This is a genomic window from Vibrio misgurnus (assembly GCF_029635775.1).
Classification (GTDB): Bacteria; Pseudomonadota; Gammaproteobacteria; order Enterobacterales; family Vibrionaceae; genus Vibrio; species Vibrio chanodichtyis.
The window spans coordinates 498,719-516,109 of the sequence record NZ_CP113242.1; the positions used below are offsets into that span (position 1 = coordinate 498,719).

Sequence of the window (17,391 nt, forward strand, 5' to 3'; positions counted from 1 at the left end):
TCCATTTGAATTTGATCGTAGTAACGGTTCGACAAAAACCGTTGATTGCTTAGTACACAATCACTCTACCACACAAATTTCGAATGGAATTGCCAACGGGTTTTTTGTGACTTTTGTGGCAAAAATGTTAAGGGTGAAAGGGGTTGTTAGTGATCGCTTTCAAGTTTTTGTTATGTAATATAAGTACATTTTGGCCAAATCAAACTTGTCAATTAATATTTATTGTTCGATGTCACGTATTCATATTTTTAAGTTTGAAATTAATAGTGATAAATATCACGAATTTTCATTATTCTCTGACTAAAAATAAGTCTCCTAGTGACGGTTGTCGCAATTTATTCTATTTGGTAGCTCTAAGACCTATATCTTTTTTCAATTATTGCTTGATTTGTAATTTAGCTACGGAATCTGTCTCCAATCTTCTGCTTAGTGGCATTTAGCGAGCGGGAAAAATGGCTTGGCGTCATTCACAAATACCGCTTAAGGTTGTGAGTTAGCTTCAATCGTCTCATGCAAAAGGTTTAGGTAACGCCAGTTCCTTGCTATTATTCGCCGCACTTTATTATCCAGATGCAGCATATAGAACCCTATGAAAGAACGTGTGATTGTTTCGGTTTCCTCGATTCATGGAACCCAACATTTTCATTTGGATAAATTTTTTCGATTATTCCTTAAGAGCTTAGGTTATATCCTTTTAGTGAGTGTACTCGCGGTGGGCGGGGTTATTTATTATCTAAAGCACCAGATGGATTTTGCCAAGCTCAAGCAGCAAGAATTAGAGACTCATTCAATGTCATTGCTTGAGGAGATCTCTTCACTGCGTGAGTTAAAAGAGAGCCTAGAAAATGATTTGACGGTGCGCGAAGAGAAAATTCAGCTGGTTTCCGATCGATTGGGTGATTTAGAGAAAGTGCTCGGTGTGGATGAGAGTGGTGCCGAGCTGGAGTCGCGTTTGGATGCGGCCGCGATCACTTCTTCAGTTCGTACGCTGATGTTGACGCAAATTCCTAGTGGTTCGCCAACGCCAGGCGCGCGGATTTCCTCCGGCTATGGAAAACGGGTGCATCCGGTGACCAAGGAGGCCAAATTGCATCGCGGGCAAGATTTTGCGGTCAATATCGGCACGCCAATTTATGCGCCTGCCGATGGGGTGGTTGAAGTGACCCGCGCCAGTAATGTTGGCTCCGGCAATTTTATTCGCTTACAGCATGCTTACGGTTTTAGTAGCTCTTATTCACATCTGCAGAAATTTGCGGTGAAAAGTGGTGAATTTGTACAAAAAGGTGATTTATTAGGCTATTCCGGGAATAGTGGGCTTTCATCTGGTCCACATTTACATTATGAAATTCGTTTTATCGGTCGTTCGTTAGACCCACGACCTTTTGTCGATTGGGGAGTGAATGATTTTGAAACCCTATTCACTAAAGTAAGAGGTATACGATGGGAATCTTTAGTAAACAAAGTCGAGCAAAGAGTCAGCTCTCAGCTACAACTCTCATCGCAAAAGGTAGCCATATCTCCGGAGAGTTGAAGATTGAGAGCAGTATTCAGATTGATGGCCTGGTGGAAGGCAAACTGCAGGTTGATAAAATGCTGGTGATCAGCGAAAGCGGGGTGGTCTATGGCGAAATCTTTGCCGATCATCTGATCATCAATGGTCAATTTGAAGGGACGGGTCACGCTGCAAAAATTGAGATCCTAAACAAAGGGCGGGTTAACGGTACTTTGTTTAGTGATGATCTTAGTATTGAACAGGGTGGTCGTTTTACCGGTAATACCCATGCGGCTCCAGAGCATCAAGTAGTTGATTTTCAAGAGGCTAAAGCGGTCGCTGAAAGTTAAGTCACCGCGGTCAGGGGAGTTAAAGAGAGGGATTTTCCCTCTCTTTGGGATGAGCGAATTAAGGTACTTATCGCTATGTATGGCGATGGGTTTGCTGGAGCTTATAAACTCGCTTGATGCTCTGTGATCAGTGTTGCCATTTGTTGCTCTGCTCGTTGCTGAGCATTGGCAAAACTTTCGCTTGCGGCTAAGTGAGTGATCACTTCGTAATAACACTTGAGTTTAGGCTCGGTACCCGATGGGCGCACAATCACCCGAGCACCACCTTCCAGATGGTAGATTAGTACATCACTGGTTGGTAGGGTGATCGTTTCGGTTTTTCCATCGGCAAAGGTGCGTCGCGCTTGTTTAAAATCTTCCACAATTAACACGTTACGTCCGCCAATCTCGGTAGGTGGCGTTGCACGCAATTTATCACCGATGGGGGGCGAGTTAGGCGCCAGTGCTATGCTGCGCTGCGCGTTAAGGTGCAGACCATGCTGGCGATACAGCGTTTCAAGCTGATCCCATACCGTTTTACCCTGTGCGTTAAGCTCTGCGGCGAGTTGAGCAAAAGCAACCAGTGCTGAAAGGCCATCTTTGTCCCATACACTGCTACCAATGGTATAACCCAGCGCTTCTTCATAGGCGAACAGAAATTGCTGCTGTTCGGTTTGCTGTTGCATGGCTACGTTGGTTAGCCATTTAAAACCGGTTAAGGTCTGATAGTAATGTGCACCATGTGCTGCGGCGATTTTACTCAGCAGGCTGGAAGAGACGATCGTGTTACCGACTAATTTGCGGTCAGCATCGGTTTGTGACAGCAGGTAGTGACCAAACAGAGAACCCACTTGATCGCCAGTCAGCATTTGGTATTCACCATCGGCTTTTCGGGCCGCTACGGCAAAGCGATCTGCATCGGGATCATTGGCACAGGCAAGCTGAGCGCCAGTTTGCTTGGCGAGTGCTATCACCATATCCATCGCGCCTGCTTCCTCAGGGTTGGGAAAATTAACGGTAGGGAAGGTGCCATCTGGCTCGCGCTGCTCTGATACGTTGTGGACATCGGTAAAGCCAGCATCCGCCAGTAAGGCTTCCGCCATTTTTGCTCCGACGCCGTGCATTGCAGTGTAAGCTAAGCGCAGTGCTTGCGGCTGGGTATGGTGCTGCAGCAATGGGCTTGCGCCAATAGTATTACGGTAGGTTTGGTAATACTCATCGCACAGCCAATGCAGCAGCCCTTGTTGCTCGGCCTGTTCAAGAGCGAGATAAGGAATTGCTTGCTGCGCAGCTTGGTCGATACAAGCGGCAATGCCAGCATCGTGGGGCGGAATAATTTGTGCGCCATTTTCCCAATACACTTTAAAGCCGTTGTACTCTGGCGGGTTGTGGCTGGCGGTCACCACCACTGCCGCGGCAGCGTTGAAATAACGTACACCGAAAGCCACTATCGGGGTCGCCGCCACTTGGTGAGTCAAATAAGTCTTGATGCCAAGGGAAGTGAGCACGCTGGCGGTATCGTGCGCAAATTGTCGAGAATCGAGCCGCCCATCATAGCCGATCACCACCCCGCGCCGCTGCGCGTCTGGTACTTGAGCCAGCAGATAATGCCCGAGTCCGGCGGCGGTTTCTTGAATGACCAAACGGTTCATCCGATTTGGACCACAGCCCACTTTGCCGCGTAGTCCGGCGGTGCCAAATTCTAGCCGAGCTTGAAAGCATTCGGCAATTTGTGCTTCCTGCTGAGCATCGATCAGCTGTTGCAGTTCATGACGGGTCTTTGGATCGGGATCTCTGGCCAACCACTGGGTGACGGTTAAATTCATAGTGTCTCTTCTCGGTATTGAGCTGTGAAGTTGCAGTTTATGTAATCTCTATGCTCTAAAACATCGCCGCAATCGCTAAACTGGACTTGTTGGCATATTGCTATTGAGAGTTTAGTCGATGATAAGTTGATGGGTGTAACTTATTTTTTACATATGGATTGATTGATAAAGAAAAGCACAATCTTGCCTTTATTTTAAAATAGTGCTTGCGATATTGTGTTGGTGTCGATAAGTTACTCGAACAAACGATAGATGCAGTGATTATCAAGGCTACAGGCATCGAGCTGACTAGCCAGAAAATAAAGTTAAGGATGATGTAAAGATGTTGCAAACCGATGATGTAAAAATTAAAAAAATCAAACAATTACTACCGCCGATTGCGGTATTAGAAAAATTTCCTGCTACCGAAACTGCAGCGTCCACTACGTTCCAAGCGCGCAATGCGATTCACAACATGTTGCAAGATCAAGATGATCGCCTGTTAGTGGTGATTGGTCCTTGTTCTATACATGATCCTGAAGCGGCGATGGAATATGGCCAGCGTTTAAAAGTATTACGTGATGAGCTCAGCGAACAGCTGGAAATTGTAATGCGAGTCTATTTTGAAAAGCCACGCACCACGGTAGGCTGGAAAGGCTTAATCAATGATCCGTATCTTAATGATACCTATGAAATTAATCATGGTTTGCGCATGGCGCGGAAACTGTTGCTTGATCTGACTGATATCGGTATGCCCACCGCCAGTGAGTTTCTTGATATGATCACCCCACAATACGTGGCGGATTTGATCAGTTGGGGCGCAATTGGCGCACGTACCACGGAGTCGCAAGTACACCGAGAATTAGCTTCTGGGTTGTCATGCCCAGTTGGTTTTAAAAACGGTACTGATGGCAATATTAAAATTGCTGCTGATGCGATTCGTTCTGCTGGTGCATCACACCACTTCTTATCGGTGACTAAATTTGGCCACTCGGCGATTGTTGAAACCGCAGGTAACCCTGATTGCCACATTATTTTGCGTGGTGGTAAACAGCCAAACTATAGTGCGGAGCATGTCAACAATATTAAACAAGAGCTGGAAGTCGCTGGCTTACCACAAAAAGTGATGATCGACTTTAGTCATGCCAATAGCTCTAAGCAGTATCAGCGGCAAATGGTGGTGGCACAAGATGTGGCGGCGCAGATTGCCCAAGGTGAACATGCCATCTTTGGGGTGATGATTGAATCGCACTTGGTGGAAGGTCGTCAAGATTTGACCCCTGAGGGGTGTTTGACTTACGGTCAATCGATCACCGATGCCTGCATTGGTTGGCCAGAGACTGAAACGGTGTTGCGTCAATTGGCTGCCGCGATTGAAGCGCGTCGTCAGCAATAAATGAACAAGAATTAACATGGGAGTTTTACGTCCCTGTTCTTTTCCCTAGTTAGTTGGTTGGGTACGTGTTTTTACACGTACTCGCTAGGTTTTGCTCTACATGGTAGTGAATCGTCGGTTAAGGTGAAGTATTGAATCGGAAGCGGCTTGATTCGATAAGTTGGCTCCTGCTGTGCTAAAGCTAAAATGAATGCCAAGTTTGGCACTGCTCTTAATAGCGAAATCACTTCATTGAGTGTTTTGAGGTTCTGTGGATCAATTCGGCTTGCTAAAATTTGCTCGAACAGCAATTAGAGGAGGTCAGTGAGTTAATTATATGCTTCTTAGTGTTCACCGTACTCTTTTATGATTTGAAGTTGCAGCATGATTGCCTGCAACTTCAAATTAGGGGAAGTTTTCTTTACCTTTGGACTAATGAGTCGCTTGATAGTTTGCTAAGGTCTTTGGCGCCTGTCAGAATCATGGCAACCCTCATCTCTTTTTCATAAAGGTCGAGCAGATTTTCTACCCCAGCGCGTCCTTGTGCTGCTAAAGCATAAATAAACGAACGGCCGAGCATAGTGCAATCTGCGCCAAGTGCCAACATACGAATCACGTCTAAGCCAGTACGGATACCAGAGTCGACCAGAATTTTCAGGTCGCCCTTTACTGCATCCACAACTGCGGGTAGTGCTTGCACGGTAGAGGGCACGCCATCTAACTGGCGACCACCGTGATTGGAAACTACAATGCCGTCTGCACCAAAGCGCACTGCGTCTTTTGCATCTTGGGTATCCAAAATGCCTTTGATGATCATTGGACCATCCCAGAAGTCCCGGATCCACTCTAAGTCTTTCCATGAGATGGAAGGATCAAAGTTCGTACTTAGCCAGCCTATGTAGTCTTCTAGTTTAGTCGGTGTTCCTCGGTATTTGGATATGTTACCCAAATCGTGCGGCTTACCAAGCAAGCCCACATCCCATGCCCAGCTTGGGTGTACCATAGCTTGTAATACACGGCGCATCGCAGCATTAGGGCCGCTCATGCCGGAATGCATATCTCGATAACGAGCGCCCGGTACTGGCATATCGACGGTGAACACGAGATTTTTCACGCCAGCGGCCTTAGCACGTTCCAACACGTTTTTCATAAAACCGCGATCTTTTAAAACGTAAAGCTGGAACCAGATTGGACGCTGAATCGAAGGTGCCACTTCTTCAATCGGGCAGACTGAAACCGTAGAAAGGGTAAAAGGAATACCTTTCGTTTCAGCCGCTTGCGCGGTTTGCACTTCGCCGCGGCGGGCATACATGCCGGTTAAGCCCACAGGAGAGAGGGCGATCGGCAGCGCCATTTTTTCGCCAAACAGTTCGGTTTCTAAACTCAACTCAGACATATCACTCAGTACACGTTGGCGCAGTGCAATGTCGGCCAAATCATCGGTGTTGCGTCTGAGCGTATGTTCTCCATATGAGCCGCCATCAATGTAGTGGAACAAAAAGGGCGGGAGTTTAGCTTTGGCTGCAGCGCGGTAATCGGTTGAAGCTGAAATGATCATAATTCAATCCTATTCTGGGCTTATTCTGTGAATGTTCCTTTTTTGCTCAAGCTCATAGAGGTACAACGATGAGCTTGAGCGATGAGAGCGAGATACTAGCTCTCGGTACTGATTAAAAGGTTTAGCGATTCATTAAAGCATCGGTCATGTTGAATCCGTAAATCACGGTCATGCCGATGATGCCGGTCAAAACAAGATAGTAGAGGGTTGGCAACACGGTTTTGCGCAGTGTCGCACCTTCACGACCGAGCAGGCCAACTGTTGCGGATGCAGCTACCACGTTGTGGATGGCAATCATGTTACCGGCTGCTGCCCCAACGGCTTGTAGAGCGATGATCACCACGCTAGAGATGGTCAGCGTTTGTGCCACTTCAAATTGGAATTGGCTGAACATCATGTTGGACACTGTGTTAGAACCGGCAATGAAAGCGCCCAGTGCACCGACAGTCGCACTTAGCATCGGGAAAGCTTCACCCACTAAACCCGCAGCAAAGTTGGCGGTAGTTACTGGCATACTGGCTAAATCAGCACTGTTAATTCCAGAATTGATAAAGATCCGAACCATAGGAATGGTAAATATCAGTACGAATCCCGCACCAATTAAGGTTTTGGTGGACTCACCAAATGCTTTGCCGATGGGAGTTACGCTGCGTGTTTGAGTGAATACGGCAATCAGTGCTACGAAAATGAGAATCCCTCCAGGTAAATAAAGAGGCTCGATTGATGTATTAATACCTGTCTCTCCCAAGATATTACTGAAGGAGACTTTGACGCTGAGGAGGAGTGCTTTGAAATCTGAGTTTACACGGCTAGCCACGAGAATAATGGCAAGTAGCACATAGGGGGCCCATGCCAGAATAAGACTCATTGGCTTGGCTTTGATCTCATTTAGATCCATTTTAAGTGAGCCTAACCATTCAGTTGGCCACTCATTTTCAGGGCTAAAATCCCATTGAGTTTTGGGTACTAAGAACCCTTTTTTAGCTGCTGTCACCACAATCGTAAGACCGATGAGTCCACCGATCAATGATGGGAATTCAGGGCCGAGGAATGCTCCGGTCAGTGCGTAAGGAATAGTGAAGGACAAACCTGCAAAAATTGCGAAAGGTAGAATGTCTAATCCTTCCGTCCAGCTACGATGTTTGCCAAAGAAACGAGTCAACATCATGGCCATTAATACTGGCATAAATGTTCCTACTGAGGCGTGAATTAGAGCGACACTGGTCGTTATCTGTTGTAAATACATATCCCAGTTTGAACTGTTGGCAATTAATGTTTCCGTGATGTTATAGGTATCAAGCCCTCGATTGACACCTACAATAATCGGAGTACCGACTGCACCAAAAGATACAGGAGTTGATTGGATCATCATTCCCATAAGTACAGCTGCAAGTGCAGGAAATCCAATGGCAACGAGAAGTGGTGCGACAATTGCTGCGGGTGTCCCCCAACCGGAAGCTCCTTCGATAAAAGAGCCAAAACACCAAGCAATAATAATGGCTTGTATACGTCGATCTGGTGAAATTTCAGTGAAGCCATTACGAATCGTAGTAATAGCACCAGTATGTTTTAGTATGTTGAGTAAGAAAATTGCGCCAAAAACAATCCATAATACGGAGAGCGTGATACCTAATCCCTCTAAGATTGAAGCTAGTACTCGATTACTGGACATATCCCAAAATGTCAAAGCAATTATTACAGTTAGCGCAAAAGCGATTGGCATTGCTCTCTTGGCTGGCCAATTTAATCCAATCAGTAAAATAGCAGCAACCACAATTGGTGAAAACGCTACTAAAGCGAGCATTGTTTGATTCATGAAGTACTTCCTTATTTTTAACTCTTTATCAATCAATAAGATGAGCTAGCAAATCAGTAGGACATCATCAATCGTTCAGAGTCCTGTTATTGTTTTTATAGTTGTGGCTGACTTATTAAGCGGTTGTGAATTTACTGCTTTATTTTTGATGAATATAGAGAAATAATGAAATTGATTATTTCCTAAAATGACATAACGGCATGCGTTCTGATGATTTAATTTTGTTTTATCAAGTGATGCAAATGGGCAGTTTTAGTAAGGCTGCTGAAAAAAATAGACTTACAAATTCGGTGGTTAGCAAAAGATTGGCGCGTTTAGAAAAAGAGCTTGGCGTACAACTATTATACCGAACGACGCGAAAATTGACTTTAACGGAGGCTGGAAAAGTATTGCTACACGGTGCCAAAAATGTGAAGGAAGCCACTCAAGAGGCACTTGATGCAGTAGTTGGGTTTGGTGAAAACATTAGTGGTCATATTAAAATGTCGGTTCCGACTATTTCGGGCGATTTGATTTTGGCTGATGCTGTTGCTGAGTTCTGTAACCTTCATCCAGGATTGACAGTGGATATGTCTCTTGATAACCGTTTTGTTGATTTAGTTGCAGGTGGCTACGATCTAGTAATTCGTACGGGGTACTTGGAGGATTCGAGCTTAATTGCAAGGCATATTTTAGATTCTCAGTGGGTGGTTTGTGCTTCTCCTGCTTACATTAGCCGAAACGGTAAACCCTTAATGCCTCTAGACTTAGTTAAACACAATTGCTTGCAGTATGCCTATCAAACAACAGGTGCGACTGATTGGGAATTTAAAGGGATGAAGGGTAGTTATATTGTTAGAGTGTCGGGTTCTTTTTCAACCGATAACGCAACTGCGCTACGTAAAGCAGCACTTGGTGGACACGGTATTGCGTATGTTCCACGATGTTTGGTATATCACGATCTACGTAATGGAGAATTAATCGATATTTTTCCTGATCAGGTAGGTAAGAAACTGGGGGTTTATGCAGTTTATCCTTTTACACGTCAACCACCGAATAAAGTTCGTTTGTTGATTGAACATATTCGTACTCGTTATTTGGCAATATCCCACTATTTTTAAAATCTCTACCATTCAATGGTGATGGGAGTTCCCGGCTTAACTAAGTTTAGAAACTCATCCATTTCTTGATTGGTTAGGGCAATGCAGCCATTGGTCCAGTCAAAGCTTTGTATGAAAGCGGGATCTCTGGCATCGCCATTCTTCAAACCATGAATTTTAATATCTCCGCCAGGGTCAATACCCCGTAATTGGGCTTGCGCCAAATCTTGCTGATTCGGATAACTAATGTGTATCGAGCGATAAAAACTCGATTCTTCGATAATGAAATCCAAAAAATAATCGCCTTCCGGTGTGCGTTGATCACCTTCTTGTTGCTTATGACCGTGCGGCTTTTGACCCAGTGCGATCCGATATTCACGGATCACTTCGCCATTTTGCAGTAGATACATACGCCGTTTCGATTTATCGACATGTACTAAGTCAACTTCAATTGAGTCAATTTTAACCAAGTCAACGGCAGCTAAGCAGGCATTGGCTAGCATCAGTAGGGTTAACCATGCAATACACAAAAAACGCATAAAATGTCCATAGTAAATGCCATTGGCACGAAGCAGAGCGTGGCTCAATAATGAGAAATTATTTAAAAAGTTTGGTTCATCATTGGTATAAATGGAAACAACTTCGCAAAAATGCTGCTTGTGCCGAGGATGTGTTTCATTATTAACCAAAAATGCGGCGCACTTAACAGCCGGTTAGATCGCCAATTGATTGCCCGATAAACAATCGGCGATTATCCACAATAAAACTATTATCAATGTCAGGCTGCGCATGTTTTCTCAAACTTTATTGAAAAGAGTGACTTCAAGTCGAAATTATCGAATGTTGGCAGAGACGAATTTCGAATATTTAATTACTTATTTACAGTCACAAGCGGCGGCCATTGTGCGCGCACCATCACAATTTTCTACGGCAGAAGTTCTATTCTCCGATGGCGATTTTGTCGGGCTAGAAGATTATCCGGAAGTCTTTTGGGTATGGGCTGCCCAATTTGATACCTCTGACGGTGTTATCCCTTTTGCGATCAATACCTGTCGTTGGGATTATCTGCCGATTATGGGCGGTGAATCTTTTATTTTGATGCTCGATAACCACCCACAACATCGTACTTATTTGATCATTCAAGCGGTGTGCGCAGAGCAAGTGCATTTGTGTACTCAATCTGGAGAACTGGATTTTTTGCAGTTGATCGCGGCCAAATGGCAGTGTTTACGTGCTGAAATTGAGGCATCCAAAGAGTTTAAAAATCGTGATTTGCGTGAAGCGAAGTATTTGAGCGAGATCCGTCAGCGTGAACAGTTTATTGATAATATGAAACTGGTTCATCAGGTGGCGGTCGAGCTGTCTAACCCAGCCAGTTTGGATGAACTGCACCGAGCTGCGGTGGAAGCAATGCGTAATCGGCTCGGTTTTGATCGCGCGGCATTTTTGCTGCTTGATTTGAAAAAGCGTTGCTTCAGTGGGACTTATGGTACCGATGAATCGGGCAACACGATTGATGAGCATCATACCCAATATGACTTGCATCAAGTTGAGCGCCAATATCTTGAAGCGTTATCCAATGACGAATGTAACTTAATGGTCGTTGAGGCTGCCCCGTTGTATACCGCGGGTCAGGTGGTCGGACAGGGTTGGAATGGGATGCTGATCTTACGTGATGGCAATGAAACTATTGGTTGGATCGCAATTGACAACTATATCCATCGTCAACCGATCACTGAATACCAAAAACAGATGCTGGAGTCGTTCAGTTCACTACTGGCGCAAATCTATATTCGTATGCGTCAAGAGCAAAATGTGCGGATGTTGCATGCCAGTATGGTCGAGCTTTCCCGCTGTATGACAGTCAGTCAAGTGTGTAAATCCGCAGTGAACTTTGCGATCAATCGAATGGGCATTGACCGCATGGCCATCTTTTTAACCGATGAAGCTTGCTCATACCTACAAGGAACGTGGGGCACTGATATGCAAGGTAATATCGTGGATGAATCGTATTTTCGCGGCTCAACTCATGAAAATCATGTAGTCGATCTTGCCAAACTCCAGCCGAATCAAGTGGTGTTTAAAGAGAATGTGCCGATTTACCATGATTGCAAAATTGTCGGTTATGGCTGGACGGCAATGACCATGCTGACCGATAAAGGTACTCCGATCGCTTTCATCTCGGTGGATAATTTGATCCGTCGCACGGTGCTGACTTCCCAATTGCGTGAAGTGATCCGTATGTTTGCTTCAAATTTGACCGAGGTTTTGATGCGAGCGAAAGCGCAAGAAGCGATCTCGGTTCTTAATGCAACCTTGGAGCTTGAGGTACGTAATCGCACTCGTGATTTACATAAGGCCAATCAGCAACTGGATCTTATGGCAAAATTGGATCCTCTGACGCGGTTAGGTAACCGACGCATGCTCGATCATTTACTGGAACAAACCTGCGAGCAAGCGACAAGCGAAGCGGTCAATTATGGGGTGATTTTGCTCGATCTGGATCACTTTGGATTATTCAATAATTGTTATGGCCATTTGGAAGGTGATATCGCGCTGATGCGGATCGGCAATATCTTAAGCCAACATGCCCAGTCTGAGCGTGAGCTGTTTTGCCGGATTGGAGGCGAGGAGTTTTTGTTACTGATTGCTCATCGTAGCGTTGAGGAGATCCAATCACTCGCGGAAAGCATTCGCTATAGTATTGCCGCTGAGCGCATTCTACACCAGCAAAATCCTGATGGTGAGCTACTCACGGTATCAATTGGTTATGCGGTTTCGCGCTATAAGCCGTGTGAAGTACAGTTTGATCAACTGTATGCAGAAGCAGATAAAGCCTTGTATCAAGCTAAAAGTCAGGGACGCAATCAGGTGGTGGGAGTGATGGTTGAAAATATCGACCCAATGGCGTAGCAAAAGTAGCCTTATTCAATAAATTTCGCATCACGCAGTAAATAATACAAATAAGTGTAGCGTTTCGATGAAATCGGTGTATAGTTCATCTCGGCTCTTAGGTAAGAGTTGTTAATGTTAAATTCAGTGAAAGTTCTATCTCAGATCGTTATCGATATCTCGTTAAACCTGCGTCAACTTTGTCTTGATATACCATTCAATAGCTTTCGTTATCAGCCAAATAAACTCATAGCAAATATATATTAGAGGTTACTATGTCTCAGAAAATGACTGGTTCAGTAAAATGGTTCAACGAAACTAAAGGTTTTGGTTTCATTTCTCAAGACAACGGTGGTCAAGATGTGTTCGTACACTTCAAATCTATCGTTTCTGAAGGCTTCAAAACTCTGGCTGAAGGTCAGCGTGTAAGCTTCATCGTTGAGCAAGGCAAAAAAGGCCCACAAGCTGCTCAAGTAACTGCGCTGTAATTAGCACAGAATAAATTTTAAAGGGGCGTGGTGTAAACCACGCCCCTTTTTGCATTTCATCTCTTATGTAATGGATAGTCACTTACTGACCACCAGCGATAAAGTGGTTGTCAACTATCGCCATCCACTAGCCTCTTAATCAGATAGATAATATTCCACGGTGGTGACGACGCGGATATTCTTGATGTAAGGGGTATTGTTATCCCGATCGGTAATCGAAAATTGACCCTGTGATGCAGTTTTGATTTTACCTAACGTGCTTTGAGAATCTTTGGCAAACTTCTGGGCAACTTCGCGAGCTTGCTTAGTCGCTTGTTCAATCATATCGGGCTTAATTTCATTCAGGGCTGAGAAACTAAATTCAACCCGATTGTTATAAGGATCTTGGTTAAATACCACTCCCTGTTTTCCTAATTGACCAATATCGCTGACGATGTTGCGTACTTTTTCAACTTGCTTACTGTAAACGGTGATCGTTTGAGTGGCTAAATAACGAAACTCGGCGCGATCTTCACCATATTGTTGGGCTTTTTTATCGATCACGGCGGGTGCAGAAAGAGAGATCGCATTACGGTCGATGCCTTGTTGCACTAAATATTGAGTGATGAGCTGAGTTTGTTGATCGACGGTGTTAAACAGTGTCGCTAGCTGATTATCAGCCACACTAAACTGAATTGGCCAAATCACGGTATCGGCCAACACTTCACGTTCCGAGAGCCCTTTGACCGTGACCACTCGTTCATATTCTTTAAATTTAACCGCCATTTGTTGCACCAAGAAGCCAAGCGTGGCTAGCCCGATGATCAGGCTTAGGCCAAGCACACTCGCTGCTTTGGTATTGAGATTAGTCATGCTTTCCTCCGAGTGATGTTCTGTTATCCACCGACTGCTACTGGTCGTGGCACGATTGATTCACCTCAGTATAGCAGCCTAACCGCCAGCATGGTCGCTAGCGGTAGGTCGTTAGGTTAGGCCGTTAGCCAGCGCGTTTTCATAATTGAGCGAGTTTACTGGCGGTCGGCTTAACGCTGCTGAGTTGTTGCTTATGCTGAAGCTTAACCCAGCGTTGCAACGGCTTGAAATCGGGCTGTTGTGATTGTTTGCCATAACAAGCTTGCTGTAGCGTATCGAGTAATTGATGCAGCGTTTGCTGCTCGTTGCTTGGCAAGGTTATTTCGGTTTGCCAAATACGAATCGCTTGGCTGATGGCTAACAGATCTTGCTGCTCAATCGCTTCAATTAGCGTGCGATAAGTCGATGAGGTTGCCAGATCGTGGTTGATACTGGGCTGAGAGACCACTCGGCTACCACGCCACATCAGCAAGGCTAATAGAGTAGTGGCGAGCCAAAGCAGTGCAAACAGTAAGGTCAAATATGGCCAATAACCGGTATCACTCACAGGTTGGCTAGTGGGCAGATCAGGCACGGTTGGCATGTTGAACAACGGCGCTTCATCACTCGCTTTAACTTGTAGCGTTAAACCAGCCAACTGGCTGGTTTGCGCCATGTGAGTCTGGGTATTCCACCAATTGAGGGTGACATCTGGCAAGGTGATCTCGCCCGCATGACGTGGGATCAGCACTTGTTTCAGCGTCATTAAGGTATCGCCATTTTCAAGCGTGCTAAATTGCGGCTTTTCTGGATAGAGGCTAATGCTGTCTGGATACTGAATATGCAATGTTGGTATCTGCTGTTGAGTCAGACCTCGCACTTGCAAGCGAATTTCGCGGGTGATGCTGCGTCCAACCTCGGTCTGGTATTGGCTGGCTTCGCTTAATCTCTGTTGTCCATCGAGCCAGCTTTGGCTCAAGCTTAGGTGGGCGCTAGGTAGCCAAGCACCTTGATAATTAGCCGGTTGGGCCAGCACTTGAATGGGGTAACTTTTCGGTTGGGTAAGCAGCGGGATCAAACGCGTACCACTATATTGGTTGCCGTATAATAAGTTCGCTTTCAGCATCGGTTCACGTAGGCTAAAACGTCCCGCTTGTTGTGCGGTGATCCGAAACGATTGTTCAACGATTGTCACTTCCACACCATTGAGCAGAGAAGGTGATTGCTTGGGCTCACTGGCCGCTTCAATCTGCATACCATCCACTTGTGGTGGCGTTATTTGTGGATCGCGTAGACGGCGGATATCTTGCTTGATGATCAACTGAGCATGAAACAAGGTACTTTCACCGGGATAAAGCTGAGTCTGCTCTAATTGGCTGCGCACCTCTGCGAGCTCTTGTGGCTCGGGTTGCTGCTCATCTTCGCTCACTTGGATAGCAATTGCAGCTGAGTGGGCGCTACCGATTTGAAAGCTTGGGATGGTGAGAATGCCGGAGCGTTGTGGCGCGATCGCCACCGTCCACTCACTGCGCTGCGAGTAATTACCATTGATGATGTTGGTGGAAGAGGCAAAACTGGGTTGACCAACAAAAAAATCAGGCTCTAGTTGAGAAAAATCAACCGCCTCCGCAGTCAGCTTACTGCTGCTGACAATTCGCAACTGAATCACTTCATTATTCACCACGCTATTTTTGCTGACACTGGCGACCAGATCCGCCGCTTGGCTGGGCAGTGCGCATAAGCTCAGCAACAGCGAGAGCCAGAAACATGTGCGTTGATAGACGGATTGCAGTTTTACCATGGCTGATCGGTGTCCGTAGGTTGAGGTTTACGTTGAGCTTGCAAAATAAATTGTGCCCGTAGCAGCGCGCTTGGATCGCGCGCACTTTCCACTTGCTCTAATTTACGCAGCATAGGATCGAGTGATGAGTTGGCTTGCTTTGCGCTGTTTGCTAGTTCTTGTTGCTGGCTTGTCTTGTCAGCGGTTGGTGCTTGGTTTGATTCCGTTGGTGTTTGCACTGTGGAAGAGGCAGGCATCGCATTATCGACTGAATCCATGTCAGCTGGGCCTTGATCAGTTTCAGAGGACTGACTGGCCGATGGGTTTGGCTCATCGCTCGATTCTGAGTGAGATCCCGTATGCGGTTCCGATGCTGGTTGCTGGTTGGGATCCGACGGTTCACCGGTCGATGTTGCTTGCGCTTGACTCGCTGGATCCGAAGATTGATCCTGCTGTTGCTGTTGCTGTTGCTGTTGCTGTTGCTGTTGCTGTTGCTGTTGCTGTTGCTGTTGCTGTTGCTGTTGCTGTTGCTGTTGCTGTTGCTGTTGCTGTTGCTGTTGCTGTTGCTGTTGCTGTTGCTGTTGCTGTTGCTGTTGCTGTTGTTGTTGCTGTTGCTGTGCCGCTTTAACCACAGCCAGATTGTGCAACGCATCTTGATGATTCGGCTGCTGCGCTAAAATTTGCTCGTAGCGTTGGCGGGCTTGTGCTAAATCCCCAGCTTGCGCATAAGCATTGGCTAAGTTGTATTGAGTGGCTAAATCGGGATTGGCGATCTGTGCGTAAGCGTCAATCGCCCCTTGGTAGTCATTGGCATAATAGCGCGCGGCACCTTGCCACCGTGGGTCAGTAAATTGCTCAGCCGCTTGTGCATAATGCTCGGCTTGAAAAGCTTGCAGCGCTTGCTGATCTGGATTGAGCCAAGCGGATGCCCAAGCTTGCTGCTGAGGTAGGCTAAGCAAAAGAGTGAACAGTAGGCTAAACAGCACGCCACGGCGAAACATCCCTAGGGCTGCAAACAGTAAGGGGAGCATGAGCCAGTAACCGTTATTGATCCGTTGACTGACCGCGGGTTGGCTAATCTGAGATCCGAATTGAGTGGATTGCTGGGTGAGATGTAAAATCTGCGCCACATCGGCACCATCTGCCCGATAAGCACTTAATAAACCATTGACGCTGCGTGAGAGTTGCTGCATTTGATCTAGGCGAGTTTTTGCGATCACGGTTTGCCCTTGGCGGTCTTGTAATAACGATCCATCGCTTAAAGTAATCGGCGCTCCGCTAGGGGTGCCGATGGCCAGTAGGATCAAACGCCATGGACTACCTTGCAAGATAGGGGTGATCTTGGTGCGTTCTGTGGGACTTAGGTCATCGGCCAGTAAAATCAGATCGCCACGGGCATGTCCTGCTTGCTGCATCATAGTGATGGCTAACTGGATGGCGGCGGCGGCATCGGCTCCTTGGTAGGGCATGATATCGGGTGACAAAGACGGCACCAAGCTGGCGAGGGTGGCGCTATCACTGGTCAGTGGACTTACGATATAAGCGTCGGCGGCGTAGGCGATAAGCCCAGTACTGCCTTCTGACCAACCTTGCAGTAGATCGAGAGCTTTATAACGAGCCTGAGTTAAGCGGTTAGGCTGCAGATCCGTGGCGTACATTGAATGTGACATATCCATGATCAATACGCGGGCCGCACTGTTTTGCATACTTGGCCGCGTCGCGGTTTGCCAGCTTGGGCCGGCCAGTGCCAACGTGGCGATCAGCCAAGCGAGTGCCAGTAATCCAGCTTGGTGGCGGCGAGAGTGCGTGGTTACACCTAACGCCGGTGCCAAATGTGCGGCAATTAGGCCACGCGGTGGCCGACGGAGTCCTAACCACAGCGCGAACATGCCTAGCGGGATCAGTAACCACAACCAGTGTGGATAGAGAAAAATCAGCGGTGACAT

At 46.4% G+C, this 17,391-nt stretch carries 13 protein-coding genes; 6 read left to right on the plus strand and 7 right to left on the minus strand.

The annotated features are described in order from the left end of the window. Positions 1 to 589 precede the first annotated feature (589 nt). Both OOK74_RS14005 and OOK74_RS14010 read left to right on the plus strand, forming a co-directional pair. Complete coding sequence (locus OOK74_RS14005; protein WP_277206421.1) at positions 590 to 1,531, plus strand: M23 family metallopeptidase; 942 nt, start codon at positions 590 to 592, stop codon at positions 1,529 to 1,531. Positions 1,532 to 1,533: 2 nt separating this feature from the next. Further along, positions 1,534 to 1,842, plus strand: a complete 309-nt coding sequence (locus tag OOK74_RS14010; protein WP_319946300.1) for a bactofilin family protein — start codon at positions 1,534 to 1,536, stop codon at positions 1,840 to 1,842. Between the two features lie 101 nt (positions 1,843 to 1,943). Here the strand turns inward: OOK74_RS14010 and OOK74_RS14015 are convergent, their stop codons facing one another. Then, positions 1,944 to 3,647 carry a phospho-sugar mutase gene (locus tag OOK74_RS14015; protein ID WP_278183335.1) on the minus strand — a complete coding sequence of 568 codons (1,704 nt, stop codon included), beginning with the start codon at positions 3,645 to 3,647 and terminating at the stop codon, positions 1,944 to 1,946. Between the two features lie 322 nt (positions 3,648 to 3,969). Between OOK74_RS14015 and aroG the strand changes: the two genes are divergently transcribed. Then, the gene (gene aroG / locus OOK74_RS14020) at positions 3,970 to 5,022 is read left to right on the plus strand and encodes a 3-deoxy-7-phosphoheptulonate synthase AroG (RefSeq protein ID WP_274721680.1); all 1,053 of its coding nucleotides are present in this window, start codon (positions 3,970 to 3,972) and stop codon (positions 5,020 to 5,022) included. Between the two features lie 400 nt (positions 5,023 to 5,422). On the opposite strand, the gene lldD is transcribed toward aroG, so the two are convergent. After that, complete coding sequence (gene lldD, locus OOK74_RS14025) at positions 5,423 to 6,559, minus strand: FMN-dependent L-lactate dehydrogenase LldD (protein ID WP_274721681.1); 1,137 nt, start codon at positions 6,557 to 6,559, stop codon at positions 5,423 to 5,425. A gap of 121 nt (positions 6,560 to 6,680) precedes the next feature. Next, a complete protein-coding gene (locus tag OOK74_RS14030) occupies positions 6,681 to 8,375 on the minus strand; it encodes an L-lactate permease (RefSeq protein ID WP_274721682.1) in 1,695 nt (564 codons plus the stop codon). A gap of 200 nt (positions 8,376 to 8,575) precedes the next feature. Here OOK74_RS14030 and OOK74_RS14035 point away from each other — a divergent pair, with 200 nt between their 5' ends. Beyond that, positions 8,576 to 9,475 carry a LysR family transcriptional regulator gene (locus OOK74_RS14035; RefSeq protein ID WP_277206426.1) on the plus strand — a complete coding sequence of 300 codons (900 nt, stop codon included), beginning with the start codon at positions 8,576 to 8,578 and terminating at the stop codon, positions 9,473 to 9,475. Positions 9,476 to 9,480: 5 nt separating this feature from the next. Here OOK74_RS14035 and OOK74_RS14040 read toward each other — a convergent pair whose 3' ends face one another. Further along, positions 9,481 to 9,993 carry a L,D-transpeptidase family protein gene (locus OOK74_RS14040; protein ID WP_430741982.1) on the minus strand — a complete coding sequence of 171 codons (513 nt, stop codon included), beginning with the start codon at positions 9,991 to 9,993 and terminating at the stop codon, positions 9,481 to 9,483. Positions 9,994 to 10,294: 301 nt separating this feature from the next. Here OOK74_RS14040 and OOK74_RS14045 point away from each other — a divergent pair, with 301 nt between their 5' ends. Further along, the gene (locus OOK74_RS14045; RefSeq protein WP_278183336.1) at positions 10,295 to 12,367 is read left to right on the plus strand and encodes a sensor domain-containing diguanylate cyclase; all 2,073 of its coding nucleotides are present in this window, start codon (positions 10,295 to 10,297) and stop codon (positions 12,365 to 12,367) included. Between the two features lie 254 nt (positions 12,368 to 12,621). After that, a complete protein-coding gene (gene cspE / locus OOK74_RS14050; protein ID WP_166015239.1) occupies positions 12,622 to 12,834 on the plus strand; it encodes a transcription antiterminator/RNA stability regulator CspE in 213 nt (70 codons plus the stop codon). 135 nt (positions 12,835 to 12,969) lie between these two features. Here the strand turns inward: cspE and OOK74_RS14055 are convergent, their stop codons facing one another. From OOK74_RS14055 to OOK74_RS14065, 3 genes are all read right to left on the minus strand, one after another. Continuing rightward, positions 12,970 to 13,686 carry an SIMPL domain-containing protein gene (locus OOK74_RS14055; protein ID WP_274721685.1) on the minus strand — a complete coding sequence of 239 codons (717 nt, stop codon included), beginning with the start codon at positions 13,684 to 13,686 and terminating at the stop codon, positions 12,970 to 12,972. Positions 13,687 to 13,825: 139 nt separating this feature from the next. Then, a complete protein-coding gene (locus OOK74_RS14060) occupies positions 13,826 to 15,466 on the minus strand; it encodes a BatD family protein (protein WP_278183337.1) in 1,641 nt (546 codons plus the stop codon). After that, the gene (locus tag OOK74_RS14065) at positions 15,460 to 17,391 is read right to left on the minus strand and encodes a VWA domain-containing protein (protein ID WP_278183338.1); all 1,932 of its coding nucleotides are present in this window, start codon (positions 17,389 to 17,391) and stop codon (positions 15,460 to 15,462) included. The genes OOK74_RS14060 and OOK74_RS14065 overlap by 7 nt, the downstream gene beginning before the upstream one ends.

Bases quoted from the DNA above. Each gene is read 5' to 3' on its own strand.
- OOK74_RS14005 (WP_277206421.1), top strand. From the start codon at position 590: ATGAAAGAACGTGTGATTGTTTCGGTTTCCTCGATTCATGGAACCCAA.
- OOK74_RS14015 (WP_278183335.1), bottom strand. From the start codon at position 3,647: ATGAATTTAACCGTCACCCAGTGGTTGGCCAGAGATCCCGATCCAAAG.
- aroG (WP_274721680.1), top strand. From the start codon at position 3,970: ATGTTGCAAACCGATGATGTAAAAATTAAAAAAATCAAACAATTACTA.
- lldD (WP_274721681.1), bottom strand. From the start codon at position 6,559: ATGATCATTTCAGCTTCAACCGATTACCGCGCTGCAGCCAAAGCTAAA.
- OOK74_RS14030 (WP_274721682.1), bottom strand. From the start codon at position 8,375: ATGAATCAAACAATGCTCGCTTTAGTAGCGTTTTCACCAATTGTGGTT.
- OOK74_RS14035 (WP_277206426.1), top strand. From the start codon at position 8,576: ATGCGTTCTGATGATTTAATTTTGTTTTATCAAGTGATGCAAATGGGC.
- OOK74_RS14040 (WP_430741982.1), bottom strand. From the start codon at position 9,993: ATGCGTTTTTTGTGTATTGCATGGTTAACCCTACTGATGCTAGCCAAT.
- OOK74_RS14045 (WP_278183336.1), top strand. From the start codon at position 10,295: ATGTTGGCAGAGACGAATTTCGAATATTTAATTACTTATTTACAGTCA.
- cspE (WP_166015239.1), top strand. From the start codon at position 12,622: ATGTCTCAGAAAATGACTGGTTCAGTAAAATGGTTCAACGAAACTAAA.
- OOK74_RS14055 (WP_274721685.1), bottom strand. From the start codon at position 13,686: ATGACTAATCTCAATACCAAAGCAGCGAGTGTGCTTGGCCTAAGCCTG.
- OOK74_RS14060 (WP_278183337.1), bottom strand. From the start codon at position 15,466: ATGGTAAAACTGCAATCCGTCTATCAACGCACATGTTTCTGGCTCTCG.
- OOK74_RS14065 (WP_278183338.1), bottom strand. From the start codon at position 17,391: ATGTCACCGCTGATTTTTCTCTATCCACACTGGTTGTGGTTACTGATC.